The organism is Streptomyces halobius, assembly GCF_023277745.1.
In the GTDB taxonomy this organism is placed as follows: Bacteria; Actinomycetota; Actinomycetes; order Streptomycetales; family Streptomycetaceae; genus Streptomyces; species Streptomyces halobius.
On record NZ_CP086322.1, the window covers coordinates 8,252,903 to 8,278,182 of the forward strand.

The 25,280-nt window shown below is 67.0% G+C and carries 16 protein-coding genes, 3 rRNA genes and 1 riboswitch; of the genes, 16 read left to right on the forward strand and 3 right to left on the reverse strand.

Features of this window, described 5'->3' with window-relative positions; translation table 11 throughout:
- Nucleotides 1-220 precede the first annotated feature (220 nt).
- On the forward strand, nucleotides 221-2,251 hold the full coding sequence (locus tag K9S39_RS37455) for an acetoacetate--CoA ligase (protein WP_248867759.1): 2,031 nt from the start codon (nucleotides 221-223) through the stop codon (nucleotides 2,249-2,251).
- 82 nt (nucleotides 2,252-2,333) lie between these two features.
- Entirely contained in the window at nucleotides 2,334-3,305 is a 972-nt protein-coding gene (locus K9S39_RS37460) for a hypothetical protein (protein WP_248867760.1), read from the forward strand.
- Between the two features lie 95 nt (nucleotides 3,306-3,400).
- Here the strand turns inward: K9S39_RS37460 and ptsP are convergent, their stop codons facing one another.
- Together ptsP and K9S39_RS37470 are read right to left on the reverse strand one after the other, a co-directional pair.
- Entirely contained in the window at nucleotides 3,401-5,071 is a 1,671-nt protein-coding gene (ptsP, locus tag K9S39_RS37465; RefSeq protein ID WP_248867761.1) for a phosphoenolpyruvate--protein phosphotransferase, read from the reverse strand.
- 77 nt (nucleotides 5,072-5,148) lie between these two features.
- Nucleotides 5,149-5,598, reverse strand: a complete 450-nt coding sequence (locus K9S39_RS37470; RefSeq protein WP_248867762.1) for a PTS sugar transporter subunit IIA — start codon at nucleotides 5,596-5,598, stop codon at nucleotides 5,149-5,151.
- 591 nt (nucleotides 5,599-6,189) lie between these two features.
- On the opposite strand from K9S39_RS37470, the gene K9S39_RS37475 reads away from it, so the two are divergent.
- The 13 genes from K9S39_RS37475 to K9S39_RS37535 all read left to right on the forward strand — a co-directional run bounded on the left by K9S39_RS37475 (nucleotide 6,190) and on the right by K9S39_RS37535 (nucleotide 21,634).
- Nucleotides 6,190-7,718: ribosomal RNA gene (locus K9S39_RS37475) — 16S ribosomal RNA — on the forward strand.
- A 300-nt stretch (nucleotides 7,719-8,018) separates the two neighbouring features.
- A 23S ribosomal RNA gene (locus tag K9S39_RS37480) occupies nucleotides 8,019-11,139 on the forward strand.
- A 77-nt stretch (nucleotides 11,140-11,216) separates the two neighbouring features.
- Nucleotides 11,217-11,333: ribosomal RNA gene (gene rrf / locus K9S39_RS37485) — 5S ribosomal RNA — on the forward strand.
- Together the 16S, 23S and 5S rRNA genes form the textbook arrangement of a ribosomal RNA operon.
- A gap of 157 nt (nucleotides 11,334-11,490) precedes the next feature.
- Entirely contained in the window at nucleotides 11,491-12,099 is a 609-nt protein-coding gene (locus tag K9S39_RS37490) for a CDP-alcohol phosphatidyltransferase family protein (RefSeq protein WP_248867763.1), read from the forward strand.
- Nucleotides 12,100-12,214: 115 nt separating this feature from the next.
- Nucleotides 12,215-14,710 carry a mannose-1-phosphate guanyltransferase gene (locus K9S39_RS37495; protein WP_248867764.1) on the forward strand — a complete coding sequence of 832 codons (2,496 nt, stop codon included), beginning with the start codon at nucleotides 12,215-12,217 and terminating at the stop codon, nucleotides 14,708-14,710.
- A 76-nt stretch (nucleotides 14,711-14,786) separates the two neighbouring features.
- Nucleotides 14,787-15,722, forward strand: coding sequence for a DUF881 domain-containing protein (locus K9S39_RS37500; RefSeq protein ID WP_248869136.1), 936 nt, complete (start codon nucleotides 14,787-14,789; stop codon nucleotides 15,720-15,722).
- Nucleotides 15,719-16,051, forward strand: coding sequence for a small basic family protein (locus K9S39_RS37505; RefSeq protein ID WP_003984969.1), 333 nt, complete (start codon nucleotides 15,719-15,721; stop codon nucleotides 16,049-16,051). Before K9S39_RS37500 ends, K9S39_RS37505 begins: the two co-directional genes overlap by 4 nt.
- Before the next feature lie 5 nt (nucleotides 16,052-16,056).
- Entirely contained in the window at nucleotides 16,057-17,001 is a 945-nt protein-coding gene (locus tag K9S39_RS37510; protein WP_248867765.1) for a DUF881 domain-containing protein, read from the forward strand.
- A 118-nt stretch (nucleotides 17,002-17,119) separates the two neighbouring features.
- Complete coding sequence (locus tag K9S39_RS37515; protein WP_406708186.1) at nucleotides 17,120-17,965, forward strand: FHA domain-containing protein; 846 nt, start codon at nucleotides 17,120-17,122, stop codon at nucleotides 17,963-17,965.
- A gap of 17 nt (nucleotides 17,966-17,982) precedes the next feature.
- Nucleotides 17,983-18,732 carry a transcriptional regulator FtsR gene (gene ftsR, locus K9S39_RS37520; RefSeq protein WP_248867767.1) on the forward strand — a complete coding sequence of 250 codons (750 nt, stop codon included), beginning with the start codon at nucleotides 17,983-17,985 and terminating at the stop codon, nucleotides 18,730-18,732.
- A gap of 53 nt (nucleotides 18,733-18,785) precedes the next feature.
- Complete coding sequence (locus tag K9S39_RS37525) at nucleotides 18,786-19,259, forward strand: bifunctional nuclease family protein (protein WP_006606439.1); 474 nt, start codon at nucleotides 18,786-18,788, stop codon at nucleotides 19,257-19,259.
- A gap of 183 nt (nucleotides 19,260-19,442) precedes the next feature.
- Nucleotides 19,443-20,045, forward strand: coding sequence for a MerR family transcriptional regulator (locus K9S39_RS37530; RefSeq protein WP_248867768.1), 603 nt, complete (start codon nucleotides 19,443-19,445; stop codon nucleotides 20,043-20,045).
- A 128-nt stretch (nucleotides 20,046-20,173) separates the two neighbouring features.
- Complete coding sequence (locus K9S39_RS37535; protein ID WP_248867769.1) at nucleotides 20,174-21,634, forward strand: DNA polymerase IV; 1,461 nt, start codon at nucleotides 20,174-20,176, stop codon at nucleotides 21,632-21,634.
- Here K9S39_RS37535 and K9S39_RS37540 read toward each other — a convergent pair.
- On the reverse strand, nucleotides 21,538-21,927 hold the full coding sequence (locus K9S39_RS37540; protein ID WP_248867770.1) for a PRC-barrel domain-containing protein: 390 nt from the start codon (nucleotides 21,925-21,927) through the stop codon (nucleotides 21,538-21,540). The genes K9S39_RS37535 and K9S39_RS37540 overlap by 97 nt on opposite strands.
- Before the next feature lie 115 nt (nucleotides 21,928-22,042).
- Nucleotides 22,043-22,140: riboswitch (glycine riboswitch) on the forward strand.
- Nucleotides 22,141-22,331: 191 nt separating this feature from the next.
- Between K9S39_RS37540 and gcvP the strand changes: the two genes are divergently transcribed.
- A complete protein-coding gene (gene gcvP / locus K9S39_RS37545; RefSeq protein WP_248867771.1) occupies nucleotides 22,332-25,217 on the forward strand; it encodes an aminomethyl-transferring glycine dehydrogenase in 2,886 nt (961 codons plus the stop codon).
- The last annotated feature ends 63 nt before the right edge of the window (nucleotides 25,218-25,280 follow it).

A 25,280-nucleotide genomic window follows, 5' to 3' on the forward strand; every position in this document is an offset into this window, starting at 1 on the left:
TCAGGCCAGCGGATCGTCGGCCCATGGCCGAAACCGCCCTCGTCACCCGCCTCCGTCCCGGTCCCCCCTCTTCCGTCACTCCGAATGCCGGGGGCCGACCCTGGTGCACCAGTCGATCACATGGCATCGTCCTGGAAGCCGAGTCGTGCGCACCCGCCCCGGGAGACCCCCAACGCCGTGCGTCCGACGCAGACGACGCGTACCGTCCGGGAGCCGCATCATGACCACCGCACCGCAGTCCGCCGCCCAGCCGGAACCGCAGCCGCAACCCCTCTGGCAGCCCGGCCCGGACCGCGTCGCCGGCGCACGGGTCACCCGCTTCCACACCTGGGCCGCCGAACACCACGGTGCGCCCGCCCCCACCCCCGGCGCCCCGGCCGCGAACTACGCCGCCCTGCACCGCTGGTCCGTCGACGAGCTCGCCGCCTTCTGGCAGGCCACCGCCGAATGGTTCGACGTCCGCTTCACCACCCCGTACGAAACCGTCCTCGCCGACCGAACGATGCCCGGCGCGCGCTGGTTCCCCGGCGCCACCCTCAACTACGCCGAGCACGCCCTGCGCACCGCCGAGGACCCGGCCCGCGCCGACACCCCCGCACTGCTCCACGTCGACGAGACCCACGAGCCCACCCCGGTCACCTGGACGGACCTGCGCGCCCAGGTCGGTTCGCTGGCTGCCGAACTCCGCCGCCTCGGCGTGCGCCCCGGCGACCGGGTCGGCGGCTATGTCCCCAACATCCCGCAGGCCGTCGTCGCCCTCCTCGCCACCGCCGCGGTCGGCGGCGTCTGGACCTCCTGCGCCCCCGACTTCGGCGCCCGCAGCGTCCTGGACCGCTTCCAGCAGATCGAACCGGTCGTCCTGTTCACCGTCGACGGCTACCGCTACGGCGGCAAGGAACACGACCGGCGCGACACCGTCGCCGAGATCCGCCGCGAACTGCCCACCCTCCAGGCCGTCATCCACATCCCGCTCCTCGGCACCCCCGCCCCCGAAGGCGCCCTGAACTGGTCCGACCTGATCTCCTATGTCACCGAACCGGTCTTCGAACAGGTCCCCTTCGACCACCCGCTGTGGGTCCTGTACTCCTCCGGCACCACCGGCCTGCCCAAGGCCATCGTCCAGTCCCAGGGCGGCATCCTGCTGGAACACCTCAAGCAGACCGGCCTGCACTGCGACCTCGGCCCCGACGACCGGTTCTTCTGGTACACCTCCACCGGCTGGATGATGTGGAACTTCCTCGTCGGCGGCCTCCTGGTGGGCGCCACGATCGTGCTCTACGACGGCAGCCCCGGCCACCCCGACATCGCCGCCCAGTGGCGGGTCGCCGCCCGCACCCGCACCACCGTCTTCGGCACCTCCGCCGCCTACGTCATGGCCTGCCGCAAAGCCGGCATCCACCCCGCCCGCGACTTCGACCTGTCCGCCGTCACCTGCGTCGCCACCACCGGCTCCCCGCTCCCGCCCGACGGCTTCCGCTGGCTGCACGACCGCTTCGCGGAGGACGGCACCGACCTGTGGACGGCCTCCGTCAGCGGCGGCACCGACGTCTGCAGCTGCTTCGCCGGCGCCGTCCCCACCCTCCCCGTCCACATCGGCGAACTCCAGGCCGCTTGCCTCGGCACCGACCTCCAGTCCTGGGACCCCCAGGGCAAACCCCTCACCGACGAGGTCGGCGAACTCGTCGTCACCAACCCCATGCCGTCCATGCCCCTCCGCTTCTGGAACGACCCCGACGGCAGCCGCTACCACGACAGCTACTTCGACATGTACCCCGGCGTCTGGCGGCACGGCGACTGGATCACGCTCACCTCCCGCGGCTCCGTCGTCATCCACGGCCGCTCCGACTCCACCCTCAACCGTCAGGGCGTCCGCATGGGTTCCGCGGACATCTACGAGGCCGTCGAACGCCTCCCCGAGATCCGCGAATCCCTGGTCATCGGCCTGGAACTGCCCGACGGCGGCTACTGGATGCCGCTCTTCGTCCACCTCGCCCCCGGCGCCACCCTGGACGACGCCCTGCGCACCCGCATCAAACAGACCATCCGCGAACAGCTCTCCCCCCGCCACGTCCCCGACGACATCATCGAAGCCCCCGGCGTGCCGCACACCCTCACCGGCAAGCGGATCGAGGTCCCCGTCAAACGCCTCCTCCAGGGCACCCCCCTCGACAAGGCCGTCAACCCGGGCTCCGTCGACGACCTCGAACTTCTCCGCTTCTACGAGCGCATCGCCCGCGACCGCGCGAAGTAGGGCGGTTGTCGGACCCCTCGATTACTCTCAGTGACAAGTGATGTTCGAGCACCGCACTCACTGAGGCGGATCAGGGGGAGTCATGACATCCACATCCCGGAACACGTCCCGAAACACATCCCGAAACCCGTCAGGAAGAACCGCAAGGACCGCACTGCGCCGCGAAGTACCCAGCACCGCTGCCGTCTTGGCCGACGAGCGGGACTTCGCGGCCATGCGCCGCTACCGCACCTTCCCCTTCGACGACCACGCCGACTACCTCCAGCAGATGGAAGCCCTGCTGCGCACCCTCGCCTCCCAAGGCGTCCTCACCACCCTCGGCCTCTTCGACCCGGTCGCCTACGAGGAATACTGCGCGGACCTCGCCCTCGACCCGGACCGTCCCGACAGCCGCACGCGCTACACCGCCGAACTCGCCTGCACCGGCGCGACCCTGCCCTACGGCGGCGAGCCGCTCACCGAGCTGCTGCCGCTACTCGTCCAGGAAGCCGACCGCCGAGCGACCTGGGAGCAGGCATCCGCCCTCCTGGCCCGCGCCGGGACCTGCGCCGACTGCGGCGAGCCCCTCGCCCACGCCGCCTTCGCCCGCGCCAGCCGCGCCCTGCAACAACTCCTCGAAGCCCTCGGGGACGGCACCCACCACCTCGTCTGCAGCGTCCCGGCGTGCGAACCGCCCCTCCTGGCGGTCCTGCACGCCACGGCGGGAGCCGGCGACCAACGCCGGCCCGCCGAATCCGAAACCCTGGTCTTCTGCACGGTCCTCGCCGCCGGCCTCGCCCTCCACACCCCCGGCGGCATCGTCTCCCGCACCACGACCGAGGCCACCGACGACACCAGGGCCGTCACCCAGCACACCGCCCCAGAGACCGCCCACGACACCGTCCGCGGCTGGGCCCTCCGGGACTCCTGGCCACGCCCCCTCACCGCGGCCGAGGTCTTCACCGCCTACTGCACCGACGCCGACACCGGCGAGCCCATCCCACCCGAGCACGGCGTCGACTACGCCCCAGGACTCGCCCTCACACCCCCGCCGGACCGACACCGGCACCGCTGACGGGCCGCCCCTCGCGCCCAGAACGGCAGATGGCCGCCCTACCCCAAGGGCTGGACGGCCATCACCGCTCCTGCGACGCACCGCGCCGCGCGGGATCACTCCCCGGAGAGCACCGCCTGCGCGGCGGCCCGCGCATCGTCCGCGGTGTCCGCGGCCCGCGCCGCGGCCGCCGCACGCTCACACTGCGCCAGCGTGTGCTTGGCCAGCGTCGCCCGCACATACGGAATCGACGCCGCACCCATCGAAAGGCTGGTGACACCGAGCCCCGTCAGCACACACGCCAACAGCGGATCGGCTGCCGCCTCACCACACACACCACAGCTCTTGCCCTCGGCCTTCGCAGCCTCGGCCGAAGCCGCCACGAGATCCAGCAGCGCCGGCTGCCACGGATCCTGCAACCGCGACACCGCACCCACCTGACGGTCCGCCGCAAAGGTGTACTGCGCGAGGTCATTCGTCCCCAGCGAAAGGAACTCCACCTCCTGCAGAATCGACCGCGCCCGAAGAGCCGCGGACGGAATCTCCACCATCGCGCCGAACTTCGCCCGCAGACCGGCATCCCGGCACGCGTCCGCGAACGCCCTGGCGTCGATCCGGTCCGCCACCATCGGGGCCATGACCTCAAGGTAGACCGGCAGCCCCTCGACAGCCTTGGCCAGTGCCGTGAGCTGCGTCCGCAACACCTCGGGGTGGTCCAGCAGCGTGCGCAGCCCCCGCACGCCCAGCGCCGGGTTCGGCTCATCACCCGGCGTCAGGAAGTCCAGCGGCTTGTCCGCACCGGCATCCAGCACCCGCACGACAACCCGGCCCTCGGGAAAGGCTTCCAGCACCTTCCGGTACGCCTCGGCCTGCTTCTCCTCCGAAGGCGCCTGCTTGCTGTCGTCCAGGAACAGGAACTCGGTCCGGAACAGACCGACGCCTTCCGCACCCGCCTCGACCGCCGCCGGCACATCCGCCGGACCGCCGACATTGGCCAGCAGCGGCACCTTGTGCCCGTCCGAGGTGGCCCCCGGCCCGGACGCGGCGGCCAGCGCCGCCTTCCGCGCCGCCGCCGCCTGCTCCATCGCCGCCCGCTTCTCGGCACTCGGGTCGACGAAGACCTCACCGGTGCTGCCGTCCACGGCGATCACCGTGCCCTCGACCAGCTCACCCGCACCCGGCAGCGCGACCACGGCCGGCACCCCCAGCGCCCGCGCGAGAATCGCGCTGTGACTGGTCGGCCCGCCCTCCTCGGTGACGAACCCGAGCACCAGCGCCGGGTCCAGCAGCGCCGTGTCGGCCGGCGCCAGATCCCGCGCGATCAGCACATACGGCTCGTCACTGTCCGGCACCCCCGGCATCGGCACGCCCAACAGCCGGGCGACGATACGATTCCGCACATCATCGAGGTCGGCGACCCGCCCGGCGAGATACTCCCCGGCCCCCGCCAGCAGCGCCCGATAGGCGGCGAACGCGTCATACACCCCGCGCTCGGCCGTACTGCCAACGGCGATCCGCCTCTCCACGTCCGCCATCAGCTCAGGGTCCTGAGCCATCATGGCCTGCGCCTCCAGCACGGCCTGCGCCTCGCCGCCCGCCAGGTTGCCCCGCGCGATCAGATCGGCGGCCACGGCTTCCACGGCTTGGCGGGCACGCCCCTGTTCGCGCTCCGCCTCGTCCGCCGGAATCTGCTTGGCCGGCGGCTCCAGAACCGCCGTCCCCATGTGCCGCACCTCGCCTATCGCCACACCGTGGCTCACGCCGACGCCTCGCAGCGTTGTCTCCATGTAACCCGTCTCCGGTTGATGCGACGGCCCGTGCCGCCGCGGTGGATGTCGTACCTGCCGTCGCGGACGGCGCCCGGCTACTGCCAGGAGAAGAGCGAGTCGCCCGCCTTGACGTCGCCGTCCTCACGCAGATCACCCAGCGAGTCCGCCGTGGCCTCCAGCGCGACGACCGGGCACACCGCCGACTTACCGGCCTCTTCGACCGCGGCCGGATCCCAGCGCACGACGGCCTGGCCGCGCTGCACGGTGTCACCCTTGTTGACGAGCAGCTCAAAGCCCTCGCCATTGAGCTGCACGGTGTCGATACCGAGGTGGGTGAGCACGCCGTGCCCCTCGCCGTCGACCACGACGAACGCGTGCGGGTGAAGCGATACGACAACACCGTCCACGGGCGCAACGGCCTCGGACGGCTCACGAGTGGGGTCGATGGCGGTACCGGGACCCACCATCGCTCCGGAGAACACCGGATCGGGCACAGCCGCGAGTCCGATGGCGCGTCCTGCGATCGGGGACGTCACGATGGTCATGGGAAGCCTCCCAGGGGTGGAGATTCATCAGGCCGCCGTCACTACCTGTCCTGGACGGCGCACCGTTCAGAAGCGTAAGTCATGTGAACTGACGGTTCCGCATGAGCGACACCGGCAGAAGTCGCGATGTCGCGGCGAATCGATTTGCCTCGCCCCCGGCAGCGCTGTACTGTCTCAGACCTGCCCCGGACAGACAGGCCGCACGCAAACTGCGGTCCCGTCGTGGTGGGCGGCACTTCTCAGAGTCTTCATCGAGATTCTCGAATTGTGCGCTTCTGCATGTCTGCAGAAAAGCGGCGGTTCGAAAGCCCGAAAAGGCCTGATAGAGTGTGGAACACCGAAGGGAAGCGCCCGGCGGAAGCCCGAGAGGGAATCCAAAGGAAGCGTCCGTTCCTTGAGAACTCAACAGCGTGCCAAAAGTCAACGCCAGATATGTTGATACCCCGTCTCCTTTTGTGGAGATGAGGTTCCTTTGAAAGCCCACTCCGCTTTTGTCGGGGTGGCACACACAGCGAGGATGCTGTGAACCACCGGATTATTCCTCTGGTGGTTCCGCTCAACGCGAGTGTTCGACCGGATATCCGGTACACATTCACGGAGAGTTTGATCCTGGCTCAGGACGAACGCTGGCGGCGTGCTTAACACATGCAAGTCGAACGATGAAGCCGCTTCGGTGGTGGATTAGTGGCGAACGGGTGAGTAACACGTGGGCAATCTGCCCTTCACTCTGGGACAAGCCCTGGAAACGGGGTCTAATACCGGATATGACACACGGCCGCATGGTCTGTGTGTGGAAAGCTCCGGCGGTGAAGGATGAGCCCGCGGCCTATCAGCTTGTTGGTGGGGTGATGGCCTACCAAGGCGACGACGGGTAGCCGGCCTGAGAGGGCGACCGGCCACACTGGGACTGAGACACGGCCCAGACTCCTACGGGAGGCAGCAGTGGGGAATATTGCACAATGGGCGCAAGCCTGATGCAGCGACGCCGCGTGAGGGATGACGGCCTTCGGGTTGTAAACCTCTTTCAGCAGGGAAGAAGCGCAAGTGACGGTACCTGCAGAAGAAGCGCCGGCTAACTACGTGCCAGCAGCCGCGGTAATACGTAGGGCGCAAGCGTTGTCCGGAATTATTGGGCGTAAAGAGCTCGTAGGCGGCTTGTCGCGTCGGATGTGAAAGCCCGGGGCTTAACTCCGGGTCTGCATTCGATACGGGCAGGCTAGAGTTCGGTAGGGGAGATCGGAATTCCTGGTGTAGCGGTGAAATGCGCAGATATCAGGAGGAACACCGGTGGCGAAGGCGGATCTCTGGGCCGATACTGACGCTGAGGAGCGAAAGCGTGGGGAGCGAACAGGATTAGATACCCTGGTAGTCCACGCCGTAAACGTTGGGAACTAGGTGTGGGCGACATTCCACGTCGTCCGTGCCGCAGCTAACGCATTAAGTTCCCCGCCTGGGGAGTACGGCCGCAAGGCTAAAACTCAAAGGAATTGACGGGGGCCCGCACAAGCAGCGGAGCATGTGGCTTAATTCGACGCAACGCGAAGAACCTTACCAAGGCTTGACATACACCGGAAAACCCTGGAGACAGGGTCCCCCTTGTGGTCGGTGTACAGGTGGTGCATGGCTGTCGTCAGCTCGTGTCGTGAGATGTTGGGTTAAGTCCCGCAACGAGCGCAACCCTTGTTCTGTGTTGCCAGCATGCCTTTCGGGGTGATGGGGACTCACAGGAGACTGCCGGGGTCAACTCGGAGGAAGGTGGGGACGACGTCAAGTCATCATGCCCCTTATGTCTTGGGCTGCACACGTGCTACAATGGTCGGTACAATGAGCTGCGATGCCGTGAGGTGGAGCGAATCTCAAAAAGCCGGTCTCAGTTCGGATTGGGGTCTGCAACTCGACCCCATGAAGTCGGAGTTGCTAGTAATCGCAGATCAGCATTGCTGCGGTGAATACGTTCCCGGGCCTTGTACACACCGCCCGTCACGTCACGAAAGTCGGTAACACCCGAAGCCGGTGGCCCAACCCCTTGTGGGAGGGAATCGTCGAAGGTGGGACTGGCGATTGGGACGAAGTCGTAACAAGGTAGCCGTACCGGAAGGTGCGGCTGGATCACCTCCTTTCTAAGGAGCATCTAGGCAGCCGGAAGGTTGTCCAGGGCCATAACGCAGGCGAGTGTTCTGCGGTGGTTGCTCATGGGTGGAACGTTGACTATTCGGCGCACTTGGTTGGTTGTCACTAGTACTGCTTCGGCGTGGAACGTGGGGATTGATGAGGTGGGTCGGGCACGCTGTTGGGTGTCTGAGGGTGCGGACTTGATGTCTGGCCTTCGGGATGCCGGCCTCAGTGAACTCGTCTTGTGTGGCGGGGTGGTGGGTGGCTGGTCGTTGCTTGAGAACTGCACAGTGGACGCGAGCATCTGTGGCCAAGTTTTTAAGGGCGCACGGTGGATGCCTTGGTACCAGGAACCGATGAAGGACGTGGGAGGCCGCGATAGGCCCCGGGGAGCTGTCAACCGAGCTGTGATCCGGGGGTGTCCGAATGGGGAAACCCGGCAGTCGTCATGGGCTGTCACCCGCTGCTGAACACATAGGCAGTGTGGAGGGAACGCGGGGAAGTGAAACATCTCAGTACCCGCAGGAAGAGAAAACAATTGTGATTCCGGGAGTAGTGGCGAGCGAAACCGGATGAGGCCAAACCATGTGCGTGTGATACCCGGCAGGGGTTGCGCATGTGGGGTTGTGGGAGTTTTCTTGATCGGTCTGCCGGCCGGTCGGCGAGTCAGAAACCGTATGGGTAGGCGAAGGACATGCGAAAGGTCCGGCGTAGAGGGTAAGACCCCCGTAGCTGAAATCTGTACGGCTCGTTTGAGAATCACCCAAGTAGCACGGGGCCCGTGAAATCCCGTGTGAATCTGGCGGGACCACCCGTTAAGCCTAAATATTCCCTGGTGACCGATAGCGGATAGTACCGTGAGGGAATGGTGAAAAGTACCGCGGGAGCGGAGTGAAATAGTACCTGAAACCGTGTGCCTACAAGCCGTGGGAGCGTCGCACAGGGACTTGTTCCTTGTGTCGTGACTGCGTGCCTTTTGAAGAATGAGCCTGCGAGTTTGCGGTATGTTGCGAGGTTAACCCGTGTGGGGGAGCCGTAGCGAAAGCGAGTCCTAAGAGGGCGTTGAGTAGCGTGCCCAAGACCCGAAGCGGAGTGATCTAGCCATGGGCAGGCTGAAGCGCGGGTAAGACCGTGTGGAGGGCCGAACCCACCAGGGTTGAAAACCTGGGGGATGACCTGTGGTTAGGGGTGAAAGGCCAATCAAACTCCGTGATAGCTGGTTCTCCCCGAAATGCATTTAGGTGCAGCGTCGTGTGTTTCTTGCCGGAGGTAGAGCACTGGATAGGCGATGGGCCCTACCGGGTTACTGACCTTAGCCAAACTCCGAATGCCGGTAAGTGAGAGCGCGGCAGTGAGACTGTGGGGGATAAGCTCCATGGTCGAGAGGGAAACAGCCCAGAGCATCGACTAAGGCCCCTAAGCGTGTGCTAAGTGGGAAAGGATGTGGAGTCGCAGAGACAACCAGGAGGTTGGCTTAGAAGCAGCCATCCTTGAAAGAGTGCGTAATAGCTCACTGGTCAAGTGATTCCGCGCCGACAATGTAGCGGGGCTCAAGTACACCGCCGAAGTCGTGTCATTCATACAGGAGCCCTAACGGGTGTGTGGATGGGTAGGGGAGCGTCGTGTGCCGGGTGAAGCAGCCGTGGAAGCGAGTTGTGGACGGTTCGCGAGTGAGAATGCAGGCATGAGTAGCGATACAAGAGTGGGAAACTCTTGCGCCGATTGACTAAGGGTTCCTGGGTCAAGCTGATCTGCCCAGGGTAAGTCGGGACCTAAGGCGAGGCCGACAGGCGTAGTCGATGGATAACCGGTTGATATTCCGGTACCCGCTATGAAGCGTCAGCGCTGAGGCTGGTGATGCTAAGCCCGTGAAGCCGCCGTGGATCCTTCGGGTGAAGCGGAGTGGTGGAGCCGGTGAACCGAGCCAGTAGTAGGTGAGTGATGGGGTGACGCAGGAAGGTAGTCCATCCCGGGCGGTGGTTGTCCCGGGGTAAGGGTGTAGGTCGTGTGGTAGGTAAATCCGCTGCACATTTATGGCTGAGACCTGATGCCGAGCCGATTGTGGTGAAGTGGATGATCCTATGCTGTCGAGAAAAGCCTCTAGCGAGTTTTGTGGCGGCCCGTACCCTAAACCGACTCAGGTGGTCAGGTAGAGAATACCGAGGCGTTCGGGTGAACTATGGTTAAGGAACTCGGCAAAATGCCCCCGTAACTTCGGGAGAAGGGGGGCCATTTCTGGTGATGAGTTTTGCGCTCTGAGCTGGGGGTGGCCGCAGAGACCAGCGAGAAGCGACTGTTTACTAAAAACACAGGTCCGTGCGAAGCCGTAAGGCGATGTATACGGACTGACGCCTGCCCGGTGCTGGAACGTTAAGGGGACCGGTTAGTCAATCTTCGGGTTGGCGAAGCTGAGAACTTAAGCGCCAGTAAACGGCGGTGGTAACTATAACCATCCTAAGGTAGCGAAATTCCTTGTCGGGTAAGTTCCGACCTGCACGAATGGCGTAACGACTTCTCGACTGTCTCAACCATAGGCCCGGTGAAATTGCATTACGAGTAAAGATGCTCGTTTCGCGCAGCAGGACGGAAAGACCCCGGGACCTTTACTATAGCTTGATATTGGTGTTCGGTTCGGCTTGTGTAGGATAGGTGGGAGACTGTGATCTCTGGACGCCAGTTCAGGGGGAGTCATTGTTGAAATACCACTCTGGTCGTGCTGGATGTCTAACCTGGGTCCGTGATCCGGATCAGGGACAGTGTCTGGTGGGTAGTTTAACTGGGGCGGTTGCCTCCTAAAGGGTAACGGAGGCGCCCAAAGGTTCCCTCAGCCTGGTTGGTAATCAGGTGTTGAGTGTAAGTGCACAAGGGAGCTTGACTGTGAGACTGACGGGTCGAGCAGGTACGAAAGTAGGGACTAGTGATCCGGCGGTGGCTTGTGGAAGCGCCGTCGCTCAACGGATAAAAGGTACCCCGGGGATAACAGGCTGATCTTCCCCAAGAGTCCATATCGACGGGATGGTTTGGCACCTCGATGTCGGCTCGTCGCATCCTGGGGCTGGAGTCGGTCCCAAGGGTTGGGCTGTTCGCCCATTAAAGCGGTACGCGAGCTGGGTTTAGAACGTCGTGAGACAGTTCGGTCCCTATCCGCTGTGCGCGTAGGAGTCTTGAGAAGGGCTGTCCCTAGTACGAGAGGACCGGGACGGACGAACCTCTGGTGTGCCAGTTGTTCTGCCAAGGGCATGGCTGGTTGGCTACGTTCGGGAGGGATAACCGCTGAAAGCATCTAAGCGGGAAGCCTGCTTCGAGATGAGGGCTCCCACCCACTTGATGGGTTAAGGCTCCCAGTAGATGACTGGGTTGATAGGCCAGATATGGAAGCATCGTAAGGTGTGGAGTTGACTGGTACTAATAGGCCGAGGGCTTGTCCTCAGTTGCTCGCGTCCACTGTGTTGGTTCTGAAGTAATGAACTCGCCGTTGCCGGCTGGAGTTGTTATTTTCATAGTGTTTCGGTGGTTATTGCGTTAGGGAAACGCCCGGTTACATTTCGAACCCGGAAGCTAAGCCTTTCAGCGCCGATGGTACTGCAGGGGGGACCCTGTGGGAGAGTAGGACGCCGCCGAACTATTTTTGTGAAAGCCCCGCTGGAAACCAAGTTCCCAGCGGGGCTTTTCGCGTTCCCGGACGGAATCGGACGATCTCGGACCCGGGGCACGGGGCGGGCGGCGGGGCAGGTAAGGTCAGGGGGCATCATTGGCACATTTCCCACAGGAGGCTTCCGCGTGGAGGTCCAGGAGACGCGGGTCCAGACGGATCGCGTCCTCACCATCCCGAACATTCTGAGCATGGCTCGCCTGGTCGGCGTGCCGGTGTTCCTGTGGTTGGTCCTGTGGCCGGAATTCGGCGGTCCCACGGTCGACCACTGGGCGCTGCTCGTCCTCGCCCTCAGCGGTGTCAGCGACTACCTGGACGGGAAGCTCGCCCGGCGCTGGAACCAGGTCAGCAGCCTGGGCCGGATCCTCGACCCCGCCGCCGACCGCCTCTACATTCTCTCCACCCTCGTCGGCCTGACCTGGCGTGACATTCTGCCGATCTGGCTCACTGCTGCCCTGCTGGCGCGTGAACTGATGCTGTTGATCGCCATCGGATTCCTCGGACGCCACGGTTACGGACCGCCCCAGGTGAACTTTCTGGGCAAAGCGGCTACGTTCAACTTGATGTATGCCTTCCCGTTGCTCCTGCTGAGCGACGGAAGTAGCTGGCTTCACACGCTCGCTGCTATTTTCGGATGGGCGTTCGCCGGATGGGGTACCGCGCTCTACTGGTGGGCAGGGATCCTCTACGTGGTTCAGGTCCGCCGACTCATCAGGGCGGACACCACTGCCGACTGAGCTCGCCGAACCGGCGGATTGTGCCAGGGCCCGGCGCCCGTACACGCGAACAGTGGGCGAGCTGGGCAGGTGAAGTCGGCAAGACCGTCGTCTCTTCGAGGAGGACGCTTCCGACATGAAGGCCGTTGTGATGGCCGGCGGCGAAGGAACACGCCTTCGCCCCATGACGTCCAGCATGCCCAAGCCTCTGCTGCCAGTGGCCAATAGGCCGATCATGGAGCATGTGCTCAGGCTGCTGAAACGGCATGGTCTCAATGAGACCGTGGTGACCGTGCAATTCCTTGCCTCGCTCGTCCGCAACTATTTCGGTGACGGGGAAGAGCTCGGCATGGAGCTCACATACGCCAACGAGGAAAAGCCGCTGGGCACCGCCGGCAGCGTGAAGAACGCCGAGGAAGCTCTCAAGGACGATGCCTTCCTCGTCATCTCCGGTGACGCTCTCACCGACTTCGATCTCACCGATCTGATTCGGTTCCACAAGGAAAAGGGCGCCCTCGTCACCGTCTGCCTGACAAGGGTTCCCAATCCGCTTGAGTTCGGCATCACCATCGTCGATGAATCCGGCAGGGTCGAGCGATTCCTGGAGAAGCCCACGTGGGGCCAGGTGTTCTCGGACACCGTCAACACCGGTATCTACGTCATGGAGCCGGAGGTCTTCGACTATTTCGAGCCGGACGTTCCGGTGGACTGGTCCGGAGATGTCTTTCCGCAGCTCATGAAGGAAGGCAAGCCGATCTACGGCTATGTCGCCGAGGGCTACTGGGAGGACGTCGGTACCCACGAGAGTTACGTGAAAGCCCAGGCCGACGTTCTTGAGGGCAAGGTCGATGTCGAAATCGACGGCTTCGAGATCTCTCCCGGAGTGTGGGTCGCCGAGGGTGCCGACGTACACCCGGACGCCGTACTGCGCGGTCCGCTGTACATCGGGGACTACGCCAAGATCGAAGCCGATGCGGAGATCCGTGAGCACACCGTCGTCGGCTCCAATGTCGTGGTGAAAAGCGGTGCGTTCCTTCACAAGGCCGTGGTGCACGACAACGTCTACATCGGCCAGCAGAGCAATCTGCGCGGCTGTGTGATCGGCAAGAACACGGACATCATGCGGGCCGCACGGATCGAGGACGGCGCCGTCATCGGCGACGAATGCCTGATCGGCGAGGAATCGATCGTCCAGGGCAATGTGCGGGTCTATCCGTTCAAGACCATCGAGGCCGGTGCTTTCGTGAATACCTCGGTGATCTGGGAATCCCGGGGCCAGGCGCATCTGTTCGGCGCGCGCGGCGTGTCCGGGATCCTCAACGTCGAGATCACACCGGAGCTCGCCGTACGGCTCGCGGGCGCGTACGCCACCACCCTCAAGAAGGGCTCGACGGTCACCACGGCCCGGGACCACTCCCGAGGCGCACGGGCTCTCAAGCGGGCGGTGATCTCCGCGCTGCAGGCCAGCGCCATAGACGTCCGCGACCTGGAGAACGTCCCGCTGCCCGTGGCCCGTCAGCAGACCGCCCGTGGCAGCGCCGGCGGGATCATGGTGCGTACGACACCCGGAGTGCCGGACTCCGTCGACATCATGTTCTTCGACGAGCGGGGCGCCGACCTCTCCCAGGCCGGGCAGCGCAAGCTCGACCGGGTCTATGCCCGCCAGGAGTACCGCCGCGCTTTCCCGGGTGAGATCGGCGATCTGCGCTTTCCGGCCAGTGTGTTCGACTCCTATACGGGGTCCCTGCTGCGGGCCGTCGACACCAGGGGCATCAGCGAGTCCGGACTGAAGGTCGTCGTGGATGCCTCGAACGGCAGCGCCGGCCTGGTCCTGCCCAGCCTCCTCGGACGGCTCGGGGTCGACGGGCTGACCATCAATCCTGGTCTCGACGAATCCCGGCCGACCGAGTCCGCCGACGCCCGGCGCTCCGGGCTGGTCCGGCTCGGCGAGATCGTGGCCTCGGCGCGTGCGGCCTTCGGGGTGCGCTTCGACCCCGTGGGTGAGCGTCTTTCTCTGGTGGACGAGCGCGGCCGGATCATCGAGGACGATCGTGCGCTGTTGGTCATGCTGGATCTGGTGGCCGCCGAACGCCGCAGCGGCCGGGTGGCGCTGCCGGTGACCACGACCCGTATCGCCGAGCAGGTCGCGGCGTATCACGGGACGCAGGTGGAGTGGACGACCACCTCGCCCGACGATCTGACGCGGGTGGCGCGCGATGACGCCACGGTCTTCGGCGGGAACGGACTGGGCGGTTTCATCATCCCGGAGTTCAGCAGCGTCTTCGACGGTTCCGCCGCTTTTGTCCGGTTGATCGGCCTGGTGGCCCGTACGCAGCTCACGCTCAGTCAGATCGACGCGCGGATTCCGCGAGCCCATGTGCTGCGCCGTGATCTGGCGACGCCCTGGGCCGTCAAGGGCCTGGTCATGCGGCATGTGGTCGAGGCGGCCGGGGACCGTGACGTGGACACCACCGACGGGGTGCGGGTGGTGGAGGCCGACGGCCGCTGGATCCTCGTGCTGCCGGACCCGGCCGAGGCCGTCACCCATCTGTGGGCGGAGGGGCCGGATGACGCCTCCGCTCAGCAGCTGCTGGACGAGTGGTCCGCGGTGGTGGACAGCGCCGGGCGGTGATCGGTGACCCCACCGGCGTGCGGGGATTCGGCACGCCGGTGGGGCCATTGGGTGACTGTCAGTGCGACGTGGGACGATGTGCGGCATGTCGCAGCAGCGCCCCGATCGGAGCACCTCCCAGAAGCCGGCCGCGCGCCCTGATGCGTCCATGTCGCTGCTGACCAATGTGATGGATCACAGCCTCGACGACGGATATGCCGAGGCCGCCGCGCGGAAGTCCGCGGTGGGCGTGCGCGGTCTGCCGCGCACCCTCCGGGCGAAGTTGGGCCTCGCGGTCGGTCTGGTGCTGGCGGCGGTCGTGGTGACGGTTGGTGCCGCCCAGGCGCGGATAGCCGCGCCAACACTGGCCAAAGAGCACCAAGAGCTCATCAACCGTATCGAGAAGGGCACCGACGAGGCGGACGAGCTGCAGAAGCGGGTCGACGCGACGCGGGACGCCGTCAGCAGGATGCAGCGTGAGGCGCTGAAGAAGCACGGCGACGGCAAGGCCGAACTGCTGGCGCTGCTGTCCGGCTCGACTCGGGTCACCGGGCCGGGCGTGCGGCTTGTCGTGGACGACGCCAAGGGGGCCTCGGAGTCCAGCGGCGGCGGGCCGCGTGAAAGCAGTGGGTTCTCGGACACCGGCCGGGTACGCGACAGGGATATGCAGCGCGTGGTGAACGGCCTCTGGGAATCCGGAGCGGAGGCCATATCCGTCAATGGGCAGCGGCTTACGTCACTCTCGGCGATCAGAGCCGCGGGAGACGCCATACTGGTCGACAACAAGCCTCTGGTGCCGCCCTATACGGTGCTGGCGGTGGGGGACGGGCAGCGGCTCAGCACCGCGTTCCAGGACAGCGCCGACGGTCGGTATCTCCATGTGCTGCAGGAGAACTACGGCGTGCGCACCAGGATTTCCGCCGAGAGCGAGGTCACGCTGCCGCCCGCGCCCAGCTTGACCGTACGTACCGCAAAGCCGCAGGCCGGTGCCGCCGAGGCGGACGGCGCCGACACAGGGAAGGGCACATCGTGATCGCCGTACTGGGCCTCATCGTGGGAGTCGTGGTCGGACTCGTCGTCCGACCCGTGGTGCCGACGGTGGTCGAGCCCTATTTGCCGATCGCCGTCGTCGCGGCGCTGGACGCGGTGTTCGGCGGTCTGCGCGCGATGCTGGACGGCATCTTCGACGACAAGGTCTTCGTCGTCTCCTTCCTGTCCAACGTCGTCGTGGCCGCGCTGATCGTCTTCCTCGGCGACAAGCTGGGCGTCGGCGCCCAACTCTCCACGGGCGTCGTCGTGGTGCTGGGCATCCGGATCTTCTCCAACGCTGCCGCGATCCGCCGGCATGTCTTCAGGGCGTGAGGCGGATGGCCACGGACGAGACGCCGGAGCCGGAGACGAAGCCGGAGCCCGAGCAGGGACGCCGCCCGGCCGAACGACGGCCGATGCCACCCGAGAGCCGGCCCGTCCCCGGGCAGGCGACAGAAGGGGCATCGGCTCAGAAAGCGGACGGCGGAACACGGAATGGCGGTGACGCGGCGGATGCCTCCGCGTCGGACGCGACGCTGGAAGGAGGGGCCCCGGGACAGCCGGAGACCGGCCGGCAGCGGCTCGTCGCGAGCCTGTGGCCGCCGCAGCTGACCCGAGCTCAACTGATCGTCGCTGTACTCCTGTTCATTCTCGGCCTCGGGCTGGCGATTCAGGTACGTTCCACGAGTGAGAGCAGTGCGCTGCGGGGAGCGCGCCAAGAGGACCTGGTGCGCATCCTGGACGAGCTGGACAACCGCTCGGAGCGGTTGACGGACGAACAGCGGCGCCTGGAAAGGCAGAAGACCGAGCTGGAGAACAGCTCGAACCAGGCGGAGGAGGCCCGCAAGCAGACCGTGGAGAAGGAACAGCAGCTGGGCGTGCTGGCCGGGACCGTCGCGGCTCAAGGGCCCGGCATCAATCTGGCCATCGACGATCCCACGCACTCCGTCGAGGCGGACAAGCTGCTGGACACCGTCCAGGAGCTGCGGGCGGCCGGCGCCGAGGCCATTCAGGTCAATGATGTACGGGTCGTCGCGAGCACCTCTCTCTCGGATGTCCGGGGCGGTGTGGAGATCGACGGCAAGCGGGTCACGCAGCCGTACCGTTTCAAGGTCATCGGCAAGCCGCAGGACCTGGAACCGGCGCTGAACATCCCTGGCGGAGTGGTTCAGACCCTGGAAAAGGAGCAGGCCAAGGTGGCTGTGACCCGTGAGGAGAAGATCATTGTGGATGCCTTGCGAGTGGCGAAGCGGCCTGACTACGCTCGGTCGTCATCGCAGTGAGGCGTCCACGTATGGCGGTGGCCCGGGGAGGGCATGACGTAGCGGGGGGTCGACGCACCGTGTGTGTGGTGTGTGGTGGAAACTGTCTGAAGGCCACGGACGTTCACAGGATGTCCGGATCGGCCGGTGTGTGCATCGAGGGTTCGTCCTGCCCCACGGGCGGGTCTGTTTCGTTCAAGGGGAATCGCCCGTGAAGTTGTTTGCAAAACTGTTCGGCAAGAGCGCACGCCAGGAGGGCGGCGGCTCCGCGCGGCACCGTGCCCCGCGCCAGCCCGATGAGAGCGGTGCGGGTGAGGACCGTCCGCTGTTCCGTGATGAGGTCGGCGGTCCGTCCGGGGGGCACGGGGCGGGTTCTGTTGACCCCTCCGGGTCCGCCCCCATAGGTTCCCAGCAACCATCAACCTCACGCACGGGTGGAGGGTTGGCCTTGCCGGTTTGTACGAGGTGTGGGCACCGGAACGCGCAGGCGAGCCGGTTCTGCTCCAACTGTGGCGCGCCGCTGCGCCCGGGGGTGCAGGCCGAGCGCGCGTCGGAGACGACGTCGACCATCTCCATTTCGGGGATCGAAGCCTATGACGCGGAGGCCACGGGCCAGACCCCGTCGCCGGCGCTGTCCCCTGAGGCCCAGGCCGCGGTCGACGCCCTTCCGATGGGCTCGGCGCTGCTGATCGTCCGCCGGGGCCCGAATGCGGGCAGCCGTTTCCTTCTGGACAGTGATCTGACGACCGCGGGCCGGCATCCGCAGAGCGATATCTTCCTCGACGATGTGACGGTCTCCCGCCGCCATGTGGATATCCGTCGTGGCGAGGACGGAACGTTCACGGTCGCCGATGTCGGCAGCCTCAACGGCACCTACGTCAACCGTGAGCGGATCGATTCCGCCGCGCTCTCCAACGGCGACGAGGTCCAGATCGGCAAGTACCGCCTGGTGTTCTACGCGAGCCAGCGAGGCGCCGGTATCTGACGGGCCAGGGAAGGCATATGCGCCATACACCGACCGGTGGTGCCGGGGCTTCCGGCACCGCCTCCTCGGACGGCAAACCGGTGAGCATCGGCACGGTGCTCAATCTGCTGCGCGAGGAGTTCCCCGAGGTCACCATCTCCAAGATTCGCTTCCTGGAGGCCGAGGGGCTGGTCGAGCCGAAGCGCACGCCTTCCGGGTACCGCAAATTCACGCCGGAGGACGTCGAGCGGCTGGCGAACGTCCTGCGGATGCAGCGGGACCACTACCTGCCGCTGAAGGTCATCCGGGAGCATCTGGACGCCCTGGAGCGCGGTGAGCGGGTGCAGCTGCCCGCCCCGGCCACGCCCTCGTGGGATCTGCCGGAGGGCATGCCCGACCCGGAGGAGGAGCGGCCCATGGCTGCCCGGATCGGCCGGGCCGAGCTGCTGGCCGCCGCGGAGGTGGACGAGGACACGCTCGCCGAGTGGGAGTCCTACGGGCTGATCGTTCCGGATGCGGACGGAACCTATGACACCGAGGCTGTCACGGTCGCCAAACTGGTCGCGGATCTGGGTCGTTTCGGTCTCGAACCGCGGCATCTGCGGGCCGTGAAGGCCGCCGCCGAGCGGGAGGCAGGCCTGGTCGAGCAGGTCGTCGCCCCTCTTCGGCGGCACCGTAATCCGCAGACCAGGGCCCATGCCGAGGCCACCGCCAGGGAACTGGCGACGCTGTCCGTACGGCTGCATGCGGCATTGGTCCAGACCGCATTGCGGGTCCGGCTCTCATGAGGAAAAGGGTGCCCGACTACCCAAACCGGCCGGGCACGTCCTAGGGTTGCTGTGTGAACGAGCTCGATGTCGTGGGTGTCCGGGTGGAAATGCCTTCCAGCCAACCGATCGTGCTCCTGCGCGAGGTGGGAGGCGATCGCTACTTGCCCATTTGGATCGGGCCGGGGGAGGCGACCGCCATCGCCTTCGCCCAGCAGGGCATGGTCCCTGCCAGGCCGCTGACCCACGACCTCTTCAAGGATGTGCTGGAGGCGGTGGGCCAGGAGCTGACGCAGGTCCGGATCACGGATCTGCGCGAGGGAGTGTTCTACGCCGAATTGGTCTTCGCCAGCGGCGTCGAGGTCAGCGCGCGTCCGTCCGATGCCATAGCGCTGGCGTTGCGCACCGGGACGCCGATTTTCGGTACGGACGGTGTTCTGGACGACGCGGGTATCGCCATTCCGGACGAGCAGGAGGACGAGGTGGAGAAGTTCCGCGAGTTCCTCGACCAGATCTCGCCCGAGGACTTCGGCACCAACAGTCAGTGACCGGCCGCCGGACAACGGATTCCGGCCAATCTGTTACGTCTTCCCCGCGCGACGTCACGAGAAACCACTCGTAGGGTGATTATCACTCGGCGTGGCGAGCGCGGCGATCGTTGACGCACCCCGAGTGACTGCATACCGTCGATGTGGCAGGTCCCGTCCGGGACGTGGAGGACGGAGGGCGGCGTGGCAATCACCGGCGACGGTACGGCGGCGGAAGGGGCGTTGCCGCTCCACACGGGCGCGGCGAACCCTGCCCCGGTACAGGCCGCCGCGGTGTCGGGGGACCGCGAGGCGCAGAACATCGGCTACCGCGGCCCGACCGCGTGTGCGGCAGCGGGCATCACGTACCGGCAGCTCGACTACTGGGCACGTACGGGCCTGGTGGAGCCGAGCGTCCGGTCGGCGTACGGGTCCGGCACCCAGCGGCTCTACAGCTTCCGGGACGTCGTCGTCCTGAAGATCGTCAAGCGGCTGCTGGACACCGGGGTGTCGCTGCAGAACATCCGTACCGCCGTGCAGCACCTCCGCTCGCGCGGGCTCGCGGATCTGACGCGGATGACGCTGATGAGCGATGGCGCGACGGTCTATGAGTGCACCTCGCCCGACGAGGTCGTCGATCTGCTCCAGGGCGGTCAGGGCGTCTTCGGGATCGCGGTCGGCGTGGTGTGGCGCGACGTGGAAGGCGCGCTGTCCCAGCTGCACGGAGAGCGTGTGGACACCGGCGAGACGCTGATCGGGAAGAACCCGCACGACGAGCTGGCGCGGCGCCGCAACCGGGCGGGCTGAGCGCCCGTCTCCCGGCCTGTCGACCGGGTCCCGGGACACCTCCCCGCCGCTTCGCCGCTCCCCCTTGCGGGCCCGGTGCACGGCCCGGCGTCCGTCGATTGTCAGTGGCGTGCGGCAGCATCGGAGATGTGAGAAGTGCGCCGACGATCCTGCATCTGGACATGGATGCGTTCTACGCGGCCTGCGAACAGGCGGCCAAGCCCAGCCTGCGCGGCAAGCCCGTGATCGTCGGCGGGATCGGGCCGCGCGGGGTGGTCGCCACGGCCTCGTACGAAGCCCGGGTCTTCGGGGTCCGCTCGGCGATGCCGACGGCGCAGGCGCGTCGGCTGTGTCCCAACGCCGCCTATCTCCATCCCCGCTTCACGCTCTACCGCCAGGTGAGCGACAGGGTGATGGAGCTGCTGGCGGAGCTGTCGCCGCTGGTGGAGCCGCTGAGTCTGGACGAGGCGTTCGTGGATCTGGAGGCCGGCGATGTCGCGGCGGACACGGCCGCCGTACGGGCCGTGGGGGAGCGGCTGCGGCGGGACATCCGGGAGGTCACGGGCCTGACGGGTTCGGTGGGGCTCGCCGGGGCCAAGCTGCTCGCCAAGATCGCTTCCGAGGCGGCCAAGCCGGACGGCCTGGTGGTGATCGAGCCCGGCACCGAGCGGGAGCTGCTGGGGCCGATGACGGTGCGGACGCTGCCCGGGGTGGGGCCCGCGACGGCCGAGACGCTGCGGCGGGCCGGCATCACGACGGTGGCGGAGACCGCGGAGGCCGGTGAGGCGGAGCTGGTGCGGCTGCTCGGCAAGGCCCACGGCGCGGGGCTGTACGTGATGGCGCTGGGCCAGGACGACCGGCCGGTGGTGGCCGACCGGGACGCGAAGTCCGTCTCGGTCGAGGACACCTTCGAGGTCGATCTGACCGACCGGACGCGGGTGCGGACGGAGCTGGTGCGGCTGGCCGACCGCTGTGTGCAGCGGCTGCGGGCCTCCGGACGGTCCGGGCGCACGGTGGTGATCAAGGTGCGGAATTACGACTTCTCGACCGTGACCCGTTCGGAGACGCTGCGCGGGCCCACCGACGACCGCGGCGTCGTACGGGAGGCCGCGGTGCGGCTGCTGGAGACGGTGGACACGACCGGCGGGGTGCGGCTGCTGGGCGTGGGGGTGAGCGGGCTGGCCGACTTCACACAGGAGGACCTGTTCGCACAGCTGGCGACGGAGCGGGAGGCCGAGGAGTCGGCGCAGACGGCAGCGGAGCCGGCGGCGGAGGCCGAGGGCGAGCCGGAGCCCGAGGAGCAGCGGTCGCGCCGCTGGCCTCCGGGGCTGGACGTGGTGCACGACGCGTACGGCGCCGGCTGGGTGCAGGGGAGCGGGGTGGGGCGGGTGACCGTACGTTTCGAGACGCCGTGGTCCGCACCGGGCAGGGTGCGGACCTTCGCCGTCGATGACCCGGCGCTGCGGCCCGGGGAGCCCCTTCCGCTGGTGGTGGGCGCGGAGCCGGCGTCCGGTCAGTCCTCCGAGCCGGCGATCCGGCCGAAATCCTTGTCGACTGGTGGCGAGGACGGCACCGAGTCCGAGGCGGGGGAGGAGATATCCAGCCGGTAGTGGTGGTAGAGCTGAAGTTCCTGCTCGGGGGAGAGATGCCGGCCCACCCCGAAGTCCGGGGCGTCCTTGATCAGCTTGCGGTCATAGGGGATGCGGAGCCCCTCGTCGACGATTTCGCTCGGCTCCAGGGGGACGAAGGCGTCCCGGCTGAAGAGCCCGGTGCGGACGGCCGCCCATTCCGGTTCCCCCGTCGCATCGTCGAGATACACCTCGTCGATGGTGCCGATTTTGGTGCCGTTCCGGTCGAACGCCTTGCGGCCGATCAGGCTCCTGGGATCGATATCGGTTTGCACGACACCTCCAACTGCTCGCACTTGCGCTGTAGACAACTACGAAACGGCAGATTTCATGCCCCGGCCACTCGAACGAGCCTTCAGAGGGTGCGCTGGTAGGCTGGCGGATGGCCGCTGACCCCATGCGGGAGAGTCCTTTGTCGTTCGCGACGAGGGCGCCGAAGGAGCAACTCCTCCCCGGAATCTCTCAGGCACACGTACCGCATGGACGAGGTCACTCTGGAAAGCAGGGCGGGCCACCGACAGAGGCACAGCGCCGGAGCCCGTTCTCACCGACGGTGAAAGCCGGGCCGCGGCGCGCGGGCCGGTGAAGCTCTCAGGTTGAGATGACAGAGGGGGAGGCCGTCCGGGCACCCGCGCCGTGGTGCCCCTCGTAGGTCGCATCGACCAGGAGGCCCCCGCAGATGACCACCAATCGCATCTCCTTGACCGAGCTGGAGCGCGGCACGCCCTTCGAGCACCGGCACATAGGTCCCGACCACGAGGCGCAGGCGAAGATGCTCGCGCACATCGGATTCGGATCGCTGGACGAGCTCACCGCGACGGCCGTACCCGACGTGATCAAGAGTGCGGAGGCGCTCGGCCTGCCGCAGGGCCGTTCCGAGACCGAGGTCCTGGACGAGCTCCGCGGGCTCGCGGACCGCAACCAGGTCCTGTCGTCCATGATCGGCCTTGGCTACCACGGCACGTTCACACCGCCGGTGATCCTGCGCAACGTCATGGAGAACCCCGCCTGGTACACGGCGTACACGCCCTACCAGCCGGAGATCTCGCAGGGGCGTCTGGAGGCGCTGCTCAACTTCCAGACGATGGTCGCCGACCTGACCGGACTGCCCACCTCCGGCGCCTCCCTCCTGGACGAGGGCACCGCCGCCGCCGAGGCGATGGCCCTCTCCCGCCGCGTCGGCAAGGTCAAGCAGGGCGTCTTCCTGGTCGACGCCGACTGTCTGCCGCAGACCATCGCCGTGCTCCGGACCCGCGCCGAACCGACCGGCGTCGAGGTCGTCGTCGCGGATCTCACCGACGGCATCCCCGCGGAGATGGCCGAGCGCGGCGTCTTCGGCATGCTGCTGCAGTACCCGGGCGCGTCCGGCGCGGTGCGTGGCCCGCGCGCCCTCATAGCGCAGGCCCAGGAGCTCGGCGCGGTCGTCACCGTCGCCGCCGACCTGCTCGCGCTGACGCTGCTGGCCTCGCCCGGAGAGCTCGGCGCGGACATCGCCGTCGGCACCAGCCAGCGGTTCGGCGTGCCGATGGGCTTCGGCGGACCGCACGCCGGCTTCATGGCCGTACGCGAGAAGTTCGCCCGCAGCCTGCCGGGCCGCCTGGTGGGCGTCTCCGTCGACGCCGACGGCAACAAGGCGTACCGCCTCGCCCTGCAGACCCGCGAGCAGCACATCCGCCGCGAGAAGGCCACCAGCAACATCTGCACCGCGCAGGTGCTGCTGGCCGTCATGGCCGGCATGTACGCCGTCTACCACGGCCCCGAGGGCCTCCAGGTCATCGCACGGCGCACCCACCGCTACGCCACCATCCTCGCCGAGGGCCTGCGGGCCGGCGGCGTGGAGATCGTGCACGACAGCTTCTTCGACACGCTGACCGCCCGGGTGCCCGGCCGGGCCGCCGAGGTCGTCGCCGCCGCCCGCGAGGCCGGCGTCAACCTCCGCCAGGTCGACGCCGACCTGGTCGGTATCGCCTGCGACGAGACCACCGGGCGCGCGCAGCTGGCTGGCGTCTGGGGTGCCTTCGGCATCCAGGCCGACATCGAGCAGCTGGACGCGGCCGCCGCCGACGCGCTGCCGCGGGTGCTGCTGCGCACCGACGAGTACCTCGCCCACCCGGTCTTCCACCAGCACCGTTCCGAGACCGCGATGCTGCGCTACCTGCGCACACTCGCCGACAAGGACTACGCGCTGGACCGCGGCATGATCCCGCTCGGCTCCTGCACGATGAAGCTGAACGCCACCACCGAGATGGAGCCGGTCACCTGGCCCGCGTTCGGCGGGCTGCACCCGTTCGCGCCGGCCGCCCAGGCTCAGGGCTACCTCACGCTGATCCAGGAGCTGGAGGAGCGGCTGGCCACCGTCACCGGCTACGACAAGGTCTCCATCCAGCCGAACGCCGGCTCCCAGGGCGAGCTGGCCGGCCTGCTGGCGGTCCGCGCCTACCACCGCGCCAACGGCGACGAGCAGCGCACCGTCTGCCTGATCCCGTCCTCCGCGCACGGCACCAACGCCGCCAGCGCCGTGATGGCCGGGATGAAGGTCGTCGTCGTCCAGACCGGCGAGGACGGCGAGGTGGACACCGACGATCTGCACGCCAAGATCGAGGAGCACCGCGACGAGCTCGCGGTCCTGATGGTCACCTACCCGTCCACCCATGGCGTGTTCGAGGAGCACATCACCCAGATCTGCGCCGCGGTGCACGACGCCGGCGGCCAGGTCTACGTCGACGGCGCCAACCTCAACGCGCTGGTCGGCCTCGCCGAGCCCGGCACGTTCGGCGGCGACGTCTCGCACCTCAACCTGCACAAGACGTTCTGCATCCCGCACGGCGGCGGCGGCCCCGGCGTCGGCCCGGTCGGCGTACGCGCCCACCTGGCGCCGTATCTCCCCAACCACCCGCTCCAGCCCACCGCGGGCCCCGAGACCGGCGTCGGACCGATCTCCGCGGCCCCCTGGGGCTCGGCCGGGATCCTGCCGATCTCCTGGGCGTACGTCCGGCTGATGGGCGGCGAGGGCCTCACGCGCGCCACGCAGGTCGCGGTGCTCAGCGCCAACTACATCGCCAAGCGCCTGGAGCCGCACTACCCGGTGCTCTACACCGGCCCCGGCGGTCTGGTCGCCCACGAGTGCATCATCGACGTCCGGCCGCTGACCAAGGCGACCGGGGTGAGCATCGACGATGTCGCCAAGCGTCTGATCGACTACGGATTCCACGCGCCGACGATGTCCTTCCCCGTGGCCGGCACGCTGATGATCGAGCCGACCGAGAGCGAGGACCTCGGCGAGCTGGACCGCTTCTGCGATGCCATGATCGCGATCCGTGCGGAGATCGAGAAGGTCGGCTCGGGGGAGTGGGACGAGGACGACAACCCGCTGCGCAACGCCCCGCACACCGCGGACGCGCTGGCCGGCGAGTGGACGCACCCCTACAGCCGCGAGGAGGCCGTCTTCCCGGCCGGTGTCGTGGCCGCGGAGAAGTACTGGCCGCCGGTGCGCCGGATCGACGGTGCCTACGGCGACCGTAACCTCGTCTGCTCGTGCCCCCCGGTGGACGAGTACGACGGCTGATCCGTCCGGACAACGGCTGATCCGTCCGGACAACGTCAAGGGCCCCCGGCAGTGTGCCGGGGG